Origin of the sequence: Candidatus Leptofilum sp. (assembly GCF_965223525.1) — a bacterium.
Lineage (GTDB): Bacteria > Chloroflexota > Anaerolineae > Promineifilales > Promineifilaceae > Leptofilum.
Window position 1 is genome coordinate 318,387 of the sequence record NZ_CBDCWX010000005.1, and the last position, 16,848, is coordinate 335,234.

Annotated in this window: 15 protein-coding genes; all 15 read left to right on the forward strand. The window is 51.0% G+C overall.

Annotation, left to right across the window (positions count from 1 at the left end; all coding sequences use genetic code 11):
* The first annotated feature begins 6 nt into the window (after positions 1–6).
* The 15 genes from ACOQPM_RS06870 to ACOQPM_RS06940 all read left to right on the forward strand — a co-directional run bounded on the left by ACOQPM_RS06870 (position 7) and on the right by ACOQPM_RS06940 (position 16,836).
* Positions 7–1,152, forward strand: a complete 1,146-nt coding sequence (locus ACOQPM_RS06870) for an ester cyclase (RefSeq protein WP_420628503.1) — start codon at positions 7–9, stop codon at positions 1,150–1,152.
* A 315-nt stretch (positions 1,153–1,467) separates the two neighbouring features.
* Positions 1,468–2,862 (forward strand): four-carbon acid sugar kinase family protein, encoded by a 1,395-nt coding sequence (locus ACOQPM_RS06875; RefSeq protein ID WP_420628504.1) that lies wholly within the window; start codon positions 1,468–1,470, stop codon positions 2,860–2,862.
* Between the two features lie 62 nt (positions 2,863–2,924).
* A complete protein-coding gene (locus tag ACOQPM_RS06880) occupies positions 2,925–4,664 on the forward strand; it encodes a universal stress protein (RefSeq protein WP_420628505.1) in 1,740 nt (579 codons plus the stop codon).
* Between the two features lie 81 nt (positions 4,665–4,745).
* On the forward strand, positions 4,746–5,747 hold the full coding sequence (locus tag ACOQPM_RS06885) for a LacI family DNA-binding transcriptional regulator (RefSeq protein WP_420628506.1): 1,002 nt from the start codon (positions 4,746–4,748) through the stop codon (positions 5,745–5,747).
* Between the two features lie 25 nt (positions 5,748–5,772).
* Entirely contained in the window at positions 5,773–6,873 is a 1,101-nt protein-coding gene (locus ACOQPM_RS06890; RefSeq protein WP_420628507.1) for an ester cyclase, read from the forward strand.
* Between the two features lie 106 nt (positions 6,874–6,979).
* On the forward strand, positions 6,980–8,383 hold the full coding sequence (locus tag ACOQPM_RS06895; RefSeq protein ID WP_420628508.1) for an ABC transporter substrate-binding protein: 1,404 nt from the start codon (positions 6,980–6,982) through the stop codon (positions 8,381–8,383).
* Between the two features lie 100 nt (positions 8,384–8,483).
* Positions 8,484–9,347, forward strand: a complete 864-nt coding sequence (locus ACOQPM_RS06900; RefSeq protein ID WP_420628509.1) for a carbohydrate ABC transporter permease — start codon at positions 8,484–8,486, stop codon at positions 9,345–9,347.
* A 2-nt stretch (positions 9,348–9,349) separates the two neighbouring features.
* A complete protein-coding gene (locus ACOQPM_RS06905; RefSeq protein ID WP_420628510.1) occupies positions 9,350–10,354 on the forward strand; it encodes a carbohydrate ABC transporter permease in 1,005 nt (334 codons plus the stop codon).
* A gap of 122 nt (positions 10,355–10,476) precedes the next feature.
* A complete protein-coding gene (locus tag ACOQPM_RS06910; RefSeq protein ID WP_420628511.1) occupies positions 10,477–11,799 on the forward strand; it encodes an alpha/beta hydrolase family protein in 1,323 nt (440 codons plus the stop codon).
* Positions 11,800–11,820: 21 nt separating this feature from the next.
* The gene (locus ACOQPM_RS06915; RefSeq protein ID WP_420628512.1) at positions 11,821–13,158 is read left to right on the forward strand and encodes an aminotransferase class III-fold pyridoxal phosphate-dependent enzyme; all 1,338 of its coding nucleotides are present in this window, start codon (positions 11,821–11,823) and stop codon (positions 13,156–13,158) included.
* Between the two features lie 65 nt (positions 13,159–13,223).
* Entirely contained in the window at positions 13,224–13,487 is a 264-nt protein-coding gene (locus ACOQPM_RS06920) for a hypothetical protein (RefSeq protein ID WP_420628513.1), read from the forward strand.
* Positions 13,488–13,525: 38 nt separating this feature from the next.
* Positions 13,526–14,020: an ester cyclase gene (locus ACOQPM_RS06925; RefSeq protein WP_420628514.1), complete on the forward strand. Its 495-nt coding sequence runs from the start codon at positions 13,526–13,528 to the stop codon at positions 14,018–14,020.
* Positions 14,021–14,031: 11 nt separating this feature from the next.
* Entirely contained in the window at positions 14,032–14,532 is a 501-nt protein-coding gene (locus ACOQPM_RS06930) for an ester cyclase (protein WP_420628515.1), read from the forward strand.
* 92 nt (positions 14,533–14,624) lie between these two features.
* Entirely contained in the window at positions 14,625–15,632 is a 1,008-nt protein-coding gene (locus ACOQPM_RS06935; RefSeq protein WP_420628516.1) for an ester cyclase, read from the forward strand.
* 40 nt (positions 15,633–15,672) lie between these two features.
* Positions 15,673–16,836 carry an iron-containing alcohol dehydrogenase family protein gene (locus tag ACOQPM_RS06940; RefSeq protein ID WP_420628517.1) on the forward strand — a complete coding sequence of 388 codons (1,164 nt, stop codon included), beginning with the start codon at positions 15,673–15,675 and terminating at the stop codon, positions 16,834–16,836.
* Positions 16,837–16,848: the final 12 nt, after the last annotated feature.

A 16,848-nucleotide genomic window follows, 5' to 3' on the forward strand; every position in this document is an offset into this window, starting at 1 on the left:
GGAAACATGGCAACTGCTAAGAAAAAAACAACGGCAAAGAAAGAACAGGTTCATCTTTTACGGCCGAACGGCGAACCGCGCGTGATGCCCACAGATTACACCATCTCGCTGGGGGCAAAGGGCGGCACAGACCGACTGCTGGTGAATCCTGGCAGCGAACGGGTGCAATCCATGCGCGGCTTTGAAGAAACTTACGTAGACATTATTGATTACATCGTCCGCATCACCCACCGCATCTGGGAAGAAAAGGATATTGGCTACATCTACGACACCTATGCCCACAACTCACGGGTGGTGGATGGCTTTGGGCTGCAATACGGCCGTGACAAAATCGTCGCCGACACGGTACACACCATCAACGCCTTCCCCAACATTCGCCTCTTTGCCGATGAAATTGTGTGGGCGGGGGATGATGAGATGGGTTTCCACACCTCTCACCGCACCGTGATTAAAGGAACCAACACGGGCATGAGCCGCTTTGGCTTGCCCACGGGTCGCCCCATTGAGCTGTGGGTTATCGCCAATTGTGTCGCCTTGGATAATGAGATTTTTGAGGAGTGGGTGCTGTACGACAATGCCGACATGGTTCGACAGTTGGGCTTTGATCTGCGTGAGATGGCGCGGAAATTTGGCAACCTGCGCCTGGGCAGTGAACTGCCCCCCACTACTTTTGAGCCAGAGCGGCTGCCGGGGCAAGGCAAGCCTGTCCTTCGCGTTTATGAACCGGGTCAATCGCTAGACGTTGCCGATTTTCTAGAGACGGCCTATCACAATGCGTTGAATCGGCGCATGTTGCAGTCGCTGTACGACTCCCATGCGGCCAACGTGCGGGTGCTAAGTTCAAACGGCCGTCGCCTGTACGGCCGTGCCCAATTCCAAGCCTTCCTCCTCTCACTGCTGGCTACCTTCCCCGATCTCGCTTTCCAAATTGATGATCTCTACTGGATGGGCAACGATGACGAGGGCTACCGCACCGCCATGCGCTGGAGCATCGTAGGCAAGCACGACGGCTGGGGCATCTACGGCGCACCCACAGGCCGCCCCGTGCAGATGTGGGGCATTACGCAGCATGAGATTAAGGACGGCCGTATCACGCAAGAGTGGTTCATGTTCAACGAATTTGCGGTGATGCAGCAGATTTTTCACGATTGATCGTAGTGCGTATTGCATAAAGTAACGCAGCCACAACCAAAATCTCACGCAAAGGCGCAAAGACGCGAAGGAAGTGCAAAGGAAGAATGAAGAATTTGCATGAAAACGATGTAGCAAAAATTGTTGTTGATGTTTGTTATCACATATTTGCGTTTGACGAATAAACGCCTAGGCATTCTCGTCAACTTTAGCGGCTTTTTGCTTAAAAATAATATCAAGTGTGTTGCAAACGATCTAAAAGAGTAAACAACAAAAACCTTTGCGTCTTCGCGCCTTTGAGTGATCAGGTTTTAACGCTATTTTATTGGAGTAGATGTGCAAAAGCAGCAATTGTTAGTTGGGTTACCTCCAGAGTGGCCGGAGAGTTTGTTGGGGGAGATTCGGGTACTGGTAAAGGCGGACGGCCGTACTCTCGTTGTGCTGGATGATGATCCCACTGGGACGCAAACGGTGGCTAACATTCCGGTGCTAACGGAGTGGTCAATCGCCTCGCTTTGCGCTGAACTGAACAGCGACTTCCCCGCCTTTTACATCCTCACCAACAGCCGCAGTTTGCCAGAAGCGGAAGCCGTTCAGCTAAACCATGAAATCGGGCAAAATTTGCTGGCTGCCAGCCGCCAAACCGGGCGCGATTTTGCCGTGGTTAGCCGCAGCGACTCGACCTTGCGCGGCCACTTTCCGGCTGAACTGGATGCTTTGGAAGCTGTGCTGGAACGGCCGTTTGACGGCTGGCTGCTCATTCCCTTCTTTTTGGAAGGCGGCCGTTTCACCATCAATGACATTCATTACGTGCAAGAAGGGGAGGCGCTCATTCCGGCGGGGGAAACACCCTTTGCCCAGGATGGCACATTTGGCTACCAATCATCTAATTTGGGTGAGTGGGTGGTGGAAAAGAGTAACGGCCGTATCCAATCCCATCAAATCCATTCCATCTCCCTCACCGACATTCGTCAGGGGGGCGCAGCGCAGATTTCTCCTCAGTTGCAACAAATCTGCAATGGGGAACTGGCTGTTGTCAACGCGGTTTCTTACCGCGATTTGGAAGTTTTTACACATGGTTTGCTGTTGGCCGAAGCGGCAGGCAAACGCTTTCTTTACCGCACGGCCGCTTCCTTCGTGCCGATACGAGCAGGTTTACCGTCTGTGCCCCTGCTCACACCCGCCCAACTGAAGATGCCTGCCAGCGGCGGCGGGTTAATCATGGTTGGTTCTTATGTGCCTAAAACCACCCGCCAGCTTGAACACCTGCTGCGGCAAACGGCCGTCTACCCCATTGAACTCCTGGTTGAAGCACTGCTGGATGAAGCCGCGCAACCAGCCGAGGTGACTCGCGTAGCTGCCCTGGCCGATGAAGCCCTGGCGGCAGAGCAAGATGTGGTCATTTACACCAGCCGCACTTTGATAAAACAGCACAACGGCCATAGCGGTTTGGCCGTCGGGCAGCAAATCTCCCACAGTTTGGTGCAGATTGGGCAAGCATTGGCTCACCGTCCGCGTTACTTGGTCGCTAAAGGCGGCATTACATCAAGCGACATCGCCACCAAAGCCCTGAACGTTAAGCGAGCCATCGTCGCTGGGCAAATATTACCCGGTGTTCCCGTCTGGCAGTTGGGCAATCGCAGCCGCTGGCCGGGCTTGCCCTACATCGTCTTCCCCGGTAACGTTGGCGAAGATGATGCTCTGGCTCGGCTCATCAATCAACTCCGCTGAAAATTATGAATCATGAGGGATGCATTATGAAAATCTGCGGATTCAAAATATGAGGACAAACCTTGAGTAACGACAAAAATCAGGTGCGGTTAACGGCCGTTGAACAGTTCCAAACGGCGCGTCTCCAGGCAAAGTTGGAGCAAATCAAGGCGGCTCTCACGGGCAAATCGGCCGACCTGCTTTCTTATGAAGAGGTGCGCGAAAAAGTTCAGGCAATCGAAACTAACCGACGCGAATTAAAGGAAATTCCCTTGGATGCCATTGTGGGCAGCGTGGGGCGTTATAAAGATTTTACCCGCCACTTTTTGCCGCTTGTGGCCGAAGATGAGCATCGCTGGGCACGGGTTCACAGCCTCACCAAGAGCATGGAAGGCTTGCCCCCCATCGAGGTATACCAAATTGACGAAGTGTACTTTGTCCGAGACGGCAACCATCGCGTGTCGGTAGCGCGGGAACTGGAAGCGACGCACATCGAAGCCTACGTTACTTTGGTAAAAACGGCCGTTCCCCTGGAGCCAGACTTGCAGCCAGACGATCTCATTCTCAAAGAACGGTATGCTAATTTTTTGGAGCGCACCCGCCTGGATGAAACCTTCCCAGACTTGGACTTGAGCATGAGCGTAGCCGGTAATTATCGCGTGCTGGAGCAGCAAATTAGGGTGCATCAACATTGGGTCAAAGAACACAAAAACGAAGATATTTCCTATGCAAAAGCGGCCGTTCGCTGGTACGAATACATTTATTTGCCCGTCATCCAAATGATTCAGGAACGGGGCATGATGCGTGACTTCTCCAACCGCACCGAAACTGATTTATACGTTTGGATTGATAAGCATCGGCATGAGTTGGCCGAAAAGTTGGGCTGGACAGTGGATATGGAAACGGCCGTTTCTGACCTGGCCACAACCCAAACGCGAGACCCCAAACTGGTCGCCCAGCGTCTTAGCCAAAAGGTACGCGACGCACTTTTGCCCGCTGCCCTGGAGGCCGGCCCCATAATTGGTGAATGGCGCGAATCGTGGCTGTCTACCAAGCGAGAAGATCGCCTCTTCAACCATATCTTGGTCGCCGTAGATGGGCAAGAGTCGGGCTGGCACGCGCTGCGCCAAGCTATGCGCGTTGCCTGGCGCGAAGAAGGCAAAATCTTTGGCCTGCACGTTGTTGCCACGCCAGAAGCAGCCAAAAGCGACACCGCGCAAGCCACCAAAGCCGAATTTGAGCGTCGCTGTCAGGAAGCTGGCATTCCGGGTGAAATGACCATCACCATTGGCCCCGTAACAGGAACGATCTGCGACCGCGCCCGCTGGGCAGATTTGGTGGTAGTGAGCTTGAGTCATCCACCTGGCCCCCAGCCTGTGGATCGCCTCGGTTCTCAATTTAGCCAACTGCTGCGCCGCTGCCCGCGCCCGGTGCTGGCCGTGCCGCGTGTGCCAGCCCAGCTCAACCATTTGCTGCTTGCCTACGATGGCAGTCCTAAAGCAGACGAAGCCTTATTTGTAGCTACCTATTTGGCCGAGCAGTGGCAGGTGTCGCTCACTGTGGTGGTAGCTTTGGGCAAGAAAGTGACCCAAGCAACGGCCGATCATGTACAAAACTATTTAAACGGCCGTGCCCTGCAAGCAACCTTCGTCATCCAGGATGCCCCTCCAGCCACCCTGATCCTGGAAACCGCCAAGCAGCATGATTGCGGTTTAATTCTGATGGGTGGCTATGGCTTAACCCCCGTGATAGAAATTGTTGTTGGCAGTGCCGTTGACGAGGTGCTCCGCAGTCGCAACCGCCCCGTTCTTGTTTGCCGCTAAAAATCCTATTTGACGCGAAAACGATTTCGTAGTATTGTAGTACTATCCATCCGAAATCGTTTTCGTCATTTCAGGATTCCCATGTCCATTACCATTGAGCAGTTGTCCAAACATCTTGGTATCTCTGTTTCCACCGTCTCTAAGGCGTTGAATGGATATGCTGATGTTGCCCCCCGAACACGCGAACGTGTGGTCGCTGCTGCTCAGGAAATGGATTATCGCCCCAGCAGTGCCGCCCGCAATTTACGACGCGGCCGTACCGATAAAATTGGCTTCGTCTTCAATAACGCCTTTACCTTCATCAGAGATTATTTTGCAGAAGTGATCATAGGTGCCACCGCTGCCGCCGAGAGCCAAGGCAACAATGTTGTCCTCTACACGAATGATGGTCACTCTCCCGAAAGTTTACTGAGCCTGTTTCGCAGCCGAGATGTGGATGGTTTTGTCATTATCTGGAATCACGTTCCGGCCACTTTTATTGATGTTTTGCTAGAGGCAAATGTTCCGTTCGTCATTCTGGGTCGTCGTGTAGAGCATGAGCAAGCTTCTTTCATAGCCCCGGACAATTACAATGGTGCGCGTACCCTCATGCAGCACCTTATTTCGTTAGGCCATCGGCGGATTGGCTTCACGACGCGCCCAACGATGGGCCACACTCATGAAGATCGCTTTAATGCGTACAAAGATGCCCTCCACGAGGCAACCATCCCCTACGATCCCGATCTGGTTGTGGAAACGCAAATTGAATCCCGTAGCGGTTACCATGCTGCGAATCAATTGCTCGATCTGGCTGAACCGCCAACGGCCGTATTCGCTTTTCATGATTTTGTGGCCATAGACGCCCAGCAGGCCATTTTGGATCGGGGTCTGCGTATTCCCCAAGATATTGCCCTGGCAGGTTTTGATGGGCTGCGTACCTCTCTTTTTACCTCTCCCCCCATTACCACCGTCAGCCAGCCCTTGGCCCAAATTGGCCAGGAATCTGTTTTAACTTTGCTTCAACTCATCGAAGATGACACCCATCCCCCTATTCAAAAAACATTACCTGTAGAACTCATTATCAGACAATCAACCGTTGCTTAATCATTGTTAGGAAACAAACATTCAAATGACAAAAGAAAAAGACCAGACTCACAGTCCTGCTCTTGATGCAGACCTTACGCTGCACAGCAAAGGAAATTTAACACATCTCTTGTCCACTGATGGGCGCACCGAGCCTGCTATGCCCGGCTTTGCCCCCCAATTTCACGACATCGTTGATTACATTGTAAAAATAACGCATGAAATCTGGGAGGAGCGCGGCATCGGCCGTCTGTACGAATATTATGCCACCAACATGCGTATCCATACGTCCAATGGCGACATCTACACGCGAGATAAAGTCATCGAGGCCACCATTCAGGCATTGGCTGCCTTCCCAGATCGCCGCCTCTATGCAGATGAGGTCATTTGGGCCGGGGATGATGAACAGGGGTACTTTTCCTCGCATCGCCTAACGCATGAAGGGCACAACTGGGGGCATTCATCTTATGGGCCACCGACTGGCAAAAAAGTTAGCTACCGCGCCATTGCCGACTGTGCCGTGGTTGAGGGTGTCATCGTGGAGGAGTGGCTAGTGCGGGATGAGCTATCTTTGGTATACCAGCTTGGCTTTGATGTGCATGAAATGGCGCGTCAGTTGGCGCAGCAAGAGGCAGACGTTGGCCAACAATTTATGATTCCTTCTGAGCCAGAGCGGCTCAGAGGCCAGCTTCCACCCGAAGCCCCGCCTGCTGACTCACAAGCGTTTAACGTTGGCCGGTTTGTGGAGCGAGCCGTTCATGAAATTTGGAATTGGCGCTTATTGAACAAAGTTGATGATTACTATACTCCGCAATTTGTTTGTGAATCTGCATCGGGGCGGCGTTTGTACGGCCGTAACCAATACCGCAACTATATCCTATCCCTACTTTCACCCTTCCCAGACATGGCCGTCTCTGTAGACCACTTTTGCGCCTTGCGCGACGGTCCAAACCGCTACCGTACTGCTACCCGCTGGATCATGACAGGAACCCACACAGGCCCAGGCATTTACGGTGTGCCCACCGGCCAACAAATTCGCATTATGGGCATTAGCCACCATCTGGTGGAAGACGGCAAATTCATCCAAGAATGGACACTGTTTGACGAGTTTGCCCTGCTCAAACAGCTTTACAAGCCATCATCGTAACAATCTGTTCGCTTAAATCACAAAGGAGGTGATGCTGCTCAGAAACACCCATTTACAGAAGAGAAAGATGTTTTGCAAAAAATCCCATTTAGGAGAAGAAATTTCCATGAAAAACACACGCTTATTCAGTTTACTTTTATTGCTTTTTGTTGCTCTATTCTTTGTGGCTTGTGGTTCATCTGGCGATGAAGGCAGTGAAGACACAGCCGAAGACACCACATCAGATGCCGATGTAACAGAAGATGCTGATGAAGAAATGGACGAAGAAATGGCCGAGGATATGGGGGTTGAAGGCTGCCATATCGCTGCCCCAGCCGAAGATACCGAAATCAATATGATTGGTTGGTCCTTCCCCATTACCGATTATTATGCCGAAGAGCTAGAAAAATGTAACGGCGTCGAAAATCTTACCGTTAACACAAATCTGCTTGCCTCGGCCGATGCCCAAGAGCAGGTACGTTTGGCTCTTTCCTCCGGCGGCGATTCCCCCTTTGATATTGTCCATTCGGCCAATTCTGGTGTAGCAGAATGGGCTGGTGAAGGTTGGATGATGCCCTTGAACGATCTGGTGGATAAATATTGGGATGAATATAACTTGGGCGACATTCCTGAAAAAGCTTGGGAAGGTGCCACAATTGACGGTCAAATCTACGGTGTACCGATTGTAGGTAACACGCTTCACCTCATTTACCGTCAAGACGTATTTGATGAGCTAGGTCTGGAAGTGCCAGAAACGTATGATGAAGTAATTGAGGTATGCAACGCAATTGGTTTGGACAATACCGATTGGGATATGCCGTTTACCATTAACCTTTCTGCTGGTTGGGCTTGGGAAATTGAGTTCTTCCAAATGCTGCGAGCTTATGGTGGTGATTTCCTCAATGAAGACAGCACGCCGGCCTTTAATGGAGAAGCAGGTGTCAACGCGGTTAATAAAATCATTGAGGTTGCTGATGCCTGCATGGGTATAGATGGCTACACATTTAGCCTCAACGACCAAGAGGTTGCCTTACAGTTGGGCACCTTACCGTCCACAAACATGTGGGCCAGCCGAGCAGCCAACATGACCGATCCGGAACGTACCGATTTGGGTGATGTCATTGCTTATGCCCCGGCTCCCCGTGTTACGGCCGATAGCCCCCGTGCTGGCTCTGCCTGGAACGACTTCTACATGATTCCAGCCACAGCCACCAATGACCCCGATCTCATCTTCCGCATCATCATGGAAGCGGCTGATGAAGAAAGCCAGCAAGGTGCAGCTGCTGTGGGTATGACCACTCGCGTGGCGGTCGCCGAATTTGGCGGTCCTTATCTGCCAGCAGCCAACCAGACCCTGGCTGAAGGGATCGGCAGCTACGACAAAAATCCAGCGATCGGTATTGTGCGTGCCAAGCTAGGTGAATTCTTGCCGCTAATTGGTACGGGCGAGATGACTGTTCAAGAAGCACTTGATGCTGCCGCCGAAGCCTACATCGAAGAAGCAACAGCTCAGGGCTATATTGACGGATAACTAAGCTGAAGCATAAAGGAAGCAAGGGCTTCGCCCTTGCTTCCTATTTCTTTTAACAGAAATATCCAGCAGCTTTTCGATAATAATCTAGGAGGAGAGTATGAAACGAGATACGTTTTTCAGGTTTGCATCTCCCAGTATTCTTTTGATGACTTTGCTAATGGTTGTGCCACTGTTTATGGCCATTTGGTTGGGCATGAACTTCATGACCTTTACCAACATTACTGCGCCACAGTTTGTTGGCCTGCAAAATTATATTGACATATTGAATGATTCCCGCTTTTGGCAATCATTTCGCTTCACGGCTCTGTACGCAGCCATTGTTGTACCCGCAACTATTGTAGTGGGCTTTACCGTTGCCTTACTACTAGACCAGGTGTCGAGCTTTACCAGAGGCATTTACATGTCTATCTTTTTGCTGCCGTTCATTATTGTGCCAATTGTCGGGACGTTGATGTTTAAGCAGCTCTTTGAACCGTCGGGGCTCTTTACTTACCTTTATCAGACAATTTTGGAAACAAGATTTCGTTATACCGAAATAACTGTGAAGGTTTTGATTATTCTTTACGGTATTTGGTATGTGGCTCCCTTTGCCTTTGTGGTTTATTTTGCGGGTTTACAAACACTCTCTCAGGATCAAATTGAAGCGGCTTCAATTGATGGCGCAACCCGCTGGCAAAAAGTACGCCACATTGTCATTCCTCATTTGCGCTCGTTAACAATTCTGATTTTGCTATTTTCTATCATGGACACGTACCGCGTTTTTGATAGTGTATTTGTTCTTTCGGAGCTAAACCCAATTTATAAGGCAGATACAGTAATGACGTATACATTCCAAACGGCGATTACGGTACAGCGGCTGGGCAAGGCAAATGCAATGGCCATACTGACCGTCGTAGGAATTATGGTTGTCTTGATTCCAAACTTGATTCAAGCCTACCGTGAGCAAATTGAGGAGCGTTAAAAATGGAAAAGATAACAAACCCAATCGGCCGTACGTTTATTCATGTGGCTTTGATTCTGTTTGCCGTTTATAGCATTGTGCCTTTCTTTTGGACAACGTTACAGTCATTTAAGACGTTAAAAGACGCTAATTCGCGCACGCCACTCATCTTTTTTGAGCCAACTTGGGAAAACTATACAGAGTTATGGTTGCGCTCTGTGCCTGAGAACGGGGCAACAATTGGCTACTTTTTGTTGTTGGCTGTTGTGGTGCTAATTTGTTTACTTTTGTTTGCCCGCTACCTGCCGGTGCGTAACAGCATTGTTTACCTCTTTGTAGTAGGTGCGTTTGCTGCTTTGCTGTGGGCAATTCCGCAATTGGTGGATATGGCTAAATTTTACGACTACTTTATCAATACGATTATCGTAACGGTGGGGACGGTGGTTGTCTCGATTAGTATTGGCTGTCTGGCTGGGTATTCGTTGGCACGTTACATTGGCTTTGCCAGTGTCGTCATTTTGATTGCGGCACTTGCGTTCCGTGCCCTGCCTCGTTTGGCGTTTATTTTGCCATATTACTGGATTGGCACAGCCACGAATCTGCTGGACACGCATATTTTGGTCATCATCACGTTGGTAGCGGTTAATCAACCGTTTACCATTTGGATGCTTCGCAGTTTCTTCATGGACATTCCCAGAGAGCTTGAGGAGTCGGCTATGGTGGATGGTTGTAATCGCCTCACGGCGTTTACGCGAGTGATTATTCCTATAATGTGGCCGGGGATCATTTCAACGGCGTTGTTCTCATTGTTGCTAGCTTACAATGAGTTTTTGCTGGTGCGCTTGCTGACGCAAACAAATTGGACGCTGCCTGTGGCAATTTCGCGCTTTACCGGGGGTGAAGATCCACGCCATCTGACGCTGGCGGCGGCTTCGGCCGTTTCGGCCACGATTCCGATTGTGCTGGTCATTTTGTTCTTCCAGAAGAATTTGGTGAAGGGGTTGGCCGCTGGTGCAGTGAAAGGATAGGCACGGCCGTATCTTTGCAACGCATCTGGGTAGGTGAGGAGGTGATGCCTACAAGCAGACCCAAAGACAAATAGGTTCATGAAAGATTCGATAACTATAAACGTTTCAAGGAGAAAACAATAATGAAAATCAGACCGTTTTTTATCGTAATTGCTGCTGTTGCTGGCCTTCTTGTCTTGATAGGAATGCAGTCCAATGCGGCCGCAGGTGAAGCTATGGCTGTTCAGGCAGTAGAGCAGGCGCGTGTCCCTGATCTGGAACCGCCCGCCATTCAATCATTGCGGCAGCTTTCGATTGATGGCTTGCGGGGACGGACGTTCCGTTCATCCATAACCATTGAAGAACAGCTTGGTGATGCTAATGGCTCATCAGACTACTCTCAGTTTTATGGCGTGCCTTACTACAACACCTACATGGCCTCTTACCAATCTGATGGATTGAATGTCTATTCTCGCGTTGATATTCCCCCAACGGAAATGCCTGAAGATGGTTACCCCGTCATTGTTTTTGCTCACGGCTGGGTGGGTGCCAATGGTGCACCAGGCTACACGTTTAACTACGCCGCCAGCTCATACTATGGCGACATGCTGGATGCTTACGTGAAAGCGGGCTATGTTTTGCTCATGCCTGGCTTCCGTGGGCACGGTACGGTGAATGGTGTCCCTGCTGACGGCATTGAGTACATGCACGCCTATGACAATGGCAGCTACCTCTCGACGATGTTTTACGCCATTGATATTCTCAATTTGCTGGGTGGCGTTGATTCGCTTAATCACACAGATTGGGCAGCCTGGGGTGCGGGCGATGTTAAAATTGATACCAGCCGCATCTACCTGACAGCACATTCGCAGGGTGGCGATGCTGCCTTCACCGCGCTGACTGTATCCAGCAGCCCGAAATTGGATAATCATTTTGCCGCTGCTTCGCTTTGGGCCAGCAGCATTGAAGGACGCATTGAGCAAGGCGCATTCCTGGGGCCGCAAGAGTGGAGTTCCGATGCCTGGACAGACCCAGCTTACTTCCCGCACATGCCATCATGGTGGGATCCCGCCTGGTCTACCGCCACCATCGAGGATGGCCTTGCCAACCGCAAAAACACGATGTACGACACCGTGAATACGTACGTGGCTGATCAAGGGAATGCTGAGCCAGATACAAATTCTCTGGTAGAGATTATGGCTACGCTGGATGCGGCCAAGCATACGCAGTACATCACCGCACCGCTTGATCTTCATTATTCGGATATGGATCATTATTCAATTCCTGAGTGGAATGAGGGGATTATGCGAAAACTACGTATGATGGGCGGTTCTGGGAATACGTATCTGTATGCGGGAAATTCGCATGAATTCAGGGTGATTGATGGCTGGTCGCCTGTCGGCGCTGAGGCTGGGCGCGACCTAGCAATTGAGCGAACAATTGCACTCTTCAATGACACGCAATAACGTTCTTTACGTTTTTACAGTATGGTAAAACATGTAGAGTTAGCCAGACGGAACAAGCAGTTCACCCTGACATCCTGGCAGACCCAAAATGGCTGGCGGCCGGTTAGCATGGCGCGAGCCGACGACGTCTACTTTTGGGACGCCAACGGTAAGCGCTACCTGGATTGGTCGTCTCAACTGGTTAATGTCAATATCGGCCACAACAACCAGCAGGTAATTGAAGCCATTCAGGCTCAGGCGGCTAAGTTAACCTATGCTATGCCGTCACTCGCCACCGAACCACGTGCTCGGCTGGGTGAACTGCTGGCAGAGATTACACCGGATGGTTTAACCAAGAGCTTTTTTACGCTAGGCGGCGCGGACGCTATTGAAAATGCCATGAAAATTGCCCGGCTGGTAACGGGTCGGCAAAAAATATTGACCCGTTACCGGGCTTATCATGGGGGCACCTTTGGCGCGATGTCTGCTGGCGGCGATCCGCGCCGTCTGGCTAATGAACCGGGCGTCCCCTGGATTGTGCGTTTGCACGATCCTTATGCTTACCGCAGCCCGCTTTATGACGGCCGTACCCGCGACGAAGGCGATCAGGCTCTCATTGACCAAATGGCCGAGACAATTGAGTATGAAGGCGCAGACAATATCGCCGCCGTTTTGTTGGAAGGTTACAGCGGCACCAGCGGTATCATTCAAGGCGAGGAGGTTTATTGGCGGGGCGTGCAGCAGTTGTGTGACCAGTACGGTCTGCTGCTGATTATTGATGAGGTGATGAGTGGATACGGCCGTACCGGCAAATGGTTTGGCGTTAATCATTATCCCTGGGTCAAGCCAGACATCATAGTGATGGCCAAGGGGCTTACCAGCGGCTATGTACCGCTGGGCGCAGTAGTGGTTTCCGAGCAGATTGCGGCTCATTTCGAAGAAAATGTACTGTGGGCGGGCCTGACATACAGCGCACATGCCCTGGCCTGTGCCGCCGCCATTGCCAATATCCAGGTCTATCGCCAGCAAGATCTGATTGAGCGTTCAGCCAAAATGGGTCAGGTGCTGCGAGCGGGGCTGGTTGCTCTGGCCGAAAAACATCCCTCCGTGGGCGATATTCGCGGTACCGGGCTGCACCAGGTTATTGAACTGGTCAAAAATCGGGACAGCCGCGAGCCGTTTAGCCCCTTTAACCAGCCCATGACCGAACCGATGCAAAAGGTAGCGGCTTTGCTGCTAGCCAATGGGATGAGTACCTTTGTCAAATGGAACTGGATTTTCTGCACGCCGCCGCTCATCATCAATGAAGCTCAAATTGAAGAAGGATTAAGCATTATTGACAAGGCACTGATGCTGGCCGACGCCTATACCGAGGGCTAACTGTTCAGTTATGAACAATCAAGAAAACAAAAGAAACGTGTGGGACTTTTGGCAAAAATTGAACCATGTTGAACCTGATCCTTGAGGAGTATGAAGATTTTCATCAACGGCCGTGGCTGCATAGTTTTGGGAATCGCGGTCTCTACACCGCTGGGGGACGCTCACTTGGCATGAGCGATGTCCCATTTTCAATCCATCGGGGGAAGTTTCTGGGGATTCCGGCAACGGGGAAACTAATGACGATGCGTGATTTCGATTGGTACCGACTCCTAGAGGTGACAGTCACCCAAAAACGGCCTCGTTGCAGCAAACCCCTCTGGTCAAGGTGACTGTCACCTGAACAGTTACATTTGAGGAAAAAGCTCTTATGGCAGCAGAAAAAAACAAGCAGCTTGTTGACGATATGTACAAGGGCTTGAATGAAAATATATTGGGGCTAATGCACCGTTACTGGAAAGAAGAGATGGTTTGGGAAGGGCCAGCAGGCATTGGCACGATGAACGGCATTGATGAGTTTGAGCATGTTTATCGGAAACCCTTCATCAAGGCATTCCCAGACAAACATGCCACGGACATTGTTCGCATTGCGGAAGGGGATTGGGTGGCTGCGACTGGGTACCAAGACACGACTTTTGCCGAGGATTGGCTGGGCATTAAAGCCAGCGGCCAAAAAATTCGGATGCGTTACATGGATTTTTGGCGGGTGGAAGTAGATGAAGAAACTGGGAACCGAAAATTAGCAGAAAATCTGGTTTTAATTGATATTTTGGGTGTTCTTGAGCAATGTGGTTACGACATCAGCAAAGTTCTGCACTTCGTTGGCTCCAAACCACCAGAATTCTTTAACCAAATTGAGGAATGAGGGTCGGTTTAATGGCAGCAGAAGAAAACAAGAAAATTGTTGATGCCATGTATGAGAGTATGAACTTGAACCAAGTTGGCGCGATGAAAAAACATTGGACGCGCAATATGGTTTGGGATGGTCCGGCCGGAATTGGCAAGAAGCATGGTGTAGAACAGTTTGAGGAGGAAGTGAGACGGCCGTTTATTCACGCTTTCCCCGATAAAGTGGGCGAAGATATCGTGCGCCTCTTTGAGGGAGATTGGGTTGCTGGCACAGGATTTCAGGACGCAACTTTTGCCCATGACTGGTTAGGGATTCCAGGCACAGGGAAGCGTGTGCGCGTCCGCTATATGGATTTCTGGCGCATCGAAGAAGAAGACGGCGAACGCAAATTGGCAGAAAATTTCGTTCTGATCGACATCCTCGGCGTGCTGGAGCAGGCTGGATACGATGTGAAAAAAGTGTTGCAGTTTGTAGGGTCAAAACCCCCTGAATTTTTTGAAAATATAAGCACTCAGTCCCAGAGGTGACAGTCACCTAAAGACGGCTCCATTCTAGCAAACCCTTCTGAGCAGGGTGACTGTCACCTGAACGATTACTTGAAAATATTGAATAAATTGACATGACAGATATTCACCAACAAAACAAGCAGCTAATTGGAAAATTGAGAGCCGCCCTTTACGATATTGACAAAGGACAGCTAAAAAAACAGCTTAACGCGGTCTTTGCGCCGGATTGTGAGATTCATCTGGCCTTTCCATTTGAAGATTTGGCTGGGCCGGATGGGTTGTTTGACGTGTATCGGGGGTTGTTAACGGCCGTTCCCGACCTAGAGCGCCGCGACTTCATCTTCATGGCAGGGGAGGCGAACGGGAACAACTGGGTCGGCTGCGGTGGGCATTACCTGGGCGTGTTTGAGAATCATTGGCTCGACATTCCCCCCACCCAGCACCTCATCTTCATGCGCTACCACGAGTTTTTCCGCATCGAAGAGAACCAAATAGTCGAGATGCAAGCCCTGTGGGACATTCCCCAACTCATGATGCAGGCTAACGCCTGGCCGATGACCCCTAGCCTTGGCGTAGAGTGCGTCGTGCCCGGCCCAGCTTTGCAGGACGGCATCATCACCGCCCCCTATGACCAAGCAAAAGCAGATGCCAGCGTCAAGCTGGTGCTGGATATGGTGTCGGGCTTGAAAAACTCGCCGCAGGGCGCAGAAGCGATGGAATTGGATCGTTTCTGGCATCCAAAAATGAACTGGTACGGCCCCGCTGGTATTGGCTCTGCCCGCCGCTTATCCGGCTTCCGCAACTGGCATCAAATCCCGTTCTTAAAAGCAATGCCCGATCGCACCATCATTTTGGACAAAGGCGTTCTCTTTGGCGACGGCAATTACGTCGGCTTCACCGCCTGGCCCGTCATGTGGATGACGGTCAGCGGTGATGGCTGGCTGGGCATTGCGCCTGCCAATCAAAAGATAACGATGCGTAGTCTTGATTTTTGGCGTTGTGAAAACGGCCGTTTGCGGGAAAATTGGGTGTTGGTTGATATTTTAGACGTTTATAACCAGCTTGGCGTGGACGTATTCTCTCGAATGAAGGAATTGACCGTTGCTCGACAGCCAATTTAACCATTCAGTTTTCACACCACAAGGGGAGCACAAAAAGTTCATGAAGACCTTTAAATTTCAAGCCAGAACCAAACTTATTGCTGGCTCAGATTCCGTGCAGCAGCTTGGCACAGAAGTCAATGCTTTAGGCGTCAACCACGTTATGGTCGTAACGGATAAGGGAATTGTGGCTGCCGGGCTGTTGGATAGGGTGATACGGCCGTTGCACAAGAGTAACATCACGACAACCATCTTTGATCAAGTCGAACCAAACCCAACGGATGAGACTGCCCTGATTGGCGGCCGCCGGGCCAAAGAGGAAGGCGCACAAGCCATTGTGGCCGTAGGTGGCGGCAGTCCAATTGATGCCGCCAAAGCCATTGCCGTCATGGCAGCCAATGATGGCCCATTTGTGGATTATTGTGGCGCTGGGGGTGATCCATGGCCCAACACACCATTGCCTATCATTGCCATACCCACAACGGCCGGAACAGGTGCCGAGGTCAGTGCCGCCGGCATGATCAACCTGCCAAAACAAGGGCGAAAAGTAGACATCTTTGGCGCCTCTATTTTGCCCAAGGTCGCCATTGCCGATGCCAACCTGACGATCACGCTGCCACCCCATTTAACCGCGTGGACGGGGGTTGATGCGTTAAGCCACGCAGTCGAAGCTTACCTCTGCCTTGGTGCAAATCCTGTATCCGATGCCATAGCAGAAGGGGCAATAAGCTTGGTTGCCCAAAATATTCGTCGCGCTTATGAAGATGGCAGCGACCTGGAAGCACGACACAATATGTTGGTTGCCAGTGCCATGGCGGTCATCGCTGCCTCAGGCGCAGCGGGACTCGGCGTGATCCACTCATTGGCCCAAACCCTGGGTGGGTTTTACGACTTGCCCCACGGTCTGACTATTGCCGTCTGTTTTGCTGATGGACTGGCTTATAATCTACCTGCTTTGCCGGAAAAGTATGCCACAATCGCTCGTTTGCTAGGGGTAGATACCAGCAAAATGACAATGGAAGAGGCCGCAAAATCTGTGATTCCAGCAATCCGTCAGCTCAATGCAGACTTAAATATTACCGATACGTATGCCAGCATGAAGGTTCAGCGGGATGATATACCCCAATTAGCGGAGTATGCCTTGCTGGATGGGTGTACACCAACCAATCCCCGTCCCTTGACACACGAAGCATTTGTCGAGTTGTTTGAAGGCGGTTTTTATTAATTTGGTGAGACA

Bases quoted from the DNA above. Each gene is read 5' to 3' on its own strand.
- ACOQPM_RS06900 (WP_420628509.1), top strand. From the start codon at position 8,484: ATGAAACGAGATACGTTTTTCAGGTTTGCATCTCCCAGTATTCTTTTG.
- ACOQPM_RS06890 (WP_420628507.1), top strand. From the start codon at position 5,773: ATGACAAAAGAAAAAGACCAGACTCACAGTCCTGCTCTTGATGCAGAC.
- ACOQPM_RS06885 (WP_420628506.1), top strand. From the start codon at position 4,746: ATGTCCATTACCATTGAGCAGTTGTCCAAACATCTTGGTATCTCTGTT.
- ACOQPM_RS06910 (WP_420628511.1), top strand. From the start codon at position 10,477: ATGAAAATCAGACCGTTTTTTATCGTAATTGCTGCTGTTGCTGGCCTT.
- ACOQPM_RS06935 (WP_420628516.1), top strand. From the start codon at position 14,625: ATGACAGATATTCACCAACAAAACAAGCAGCTAATTGGAAAATTGAGA.
- ACOQPM_RS06895 (WP_420628508.1), top strand. From the start codon at position 6,980: ATGAAAAACACACGCTTATTCAGTTTACTTTTATTGCTTTTTGTTGCT.
- ACOQPM_RS06915 (WP_420628512.1), top strand. From the start codon at position 11,821: ATGGTAAAACATGTAGAGTTAGCCAGACGGAACAAGCAGTTCACCCTG.
- ACOQPM_RS06870 (WP_420628503.1), top strand. From the start codon at position 7: ATGGCAACTGCTAAGAAAAAAACAACGGCAAAGAAAGAACAGGTTCAT.
- ACOQPM_RS06925 (WP_420628514.1), top strand. From the start codon at position 13,526: ATGGCAGCAGAAAAAAACAAGCAGCTTGTTGACGATATGTACAAGGGC.
- ACOQPM_RS06905 (WP_420628510.1), top strand. From the start codon at position 9,350: ATGGAAAAGATAACAAACCCAATCGGCCGTACGTTTATTCATGTGGCT.
- ACOQPM_RS06930 (WP_420628515.1), top strand. From the start codon at position 14,032: ATGGCAGCAGAAGAAAACAAGAAAATTGTTGATGCCATGTATGAGAGT.
- ACOQPM_RS06920 (WP_420628513.1), top strand. From the start codon at position 13,224: ATGTTGAACCTGATCCTTGAGGAGTATGAAGATTTTCATCAACGGCCG.
- ACOQPM_RS06940 (WP_420628517.1), top strand. From the start codon at position 15,673: ATGAAGACCTTTAAATTTCAAGCCAGAACCAAACTTATTGCTGGCTCA.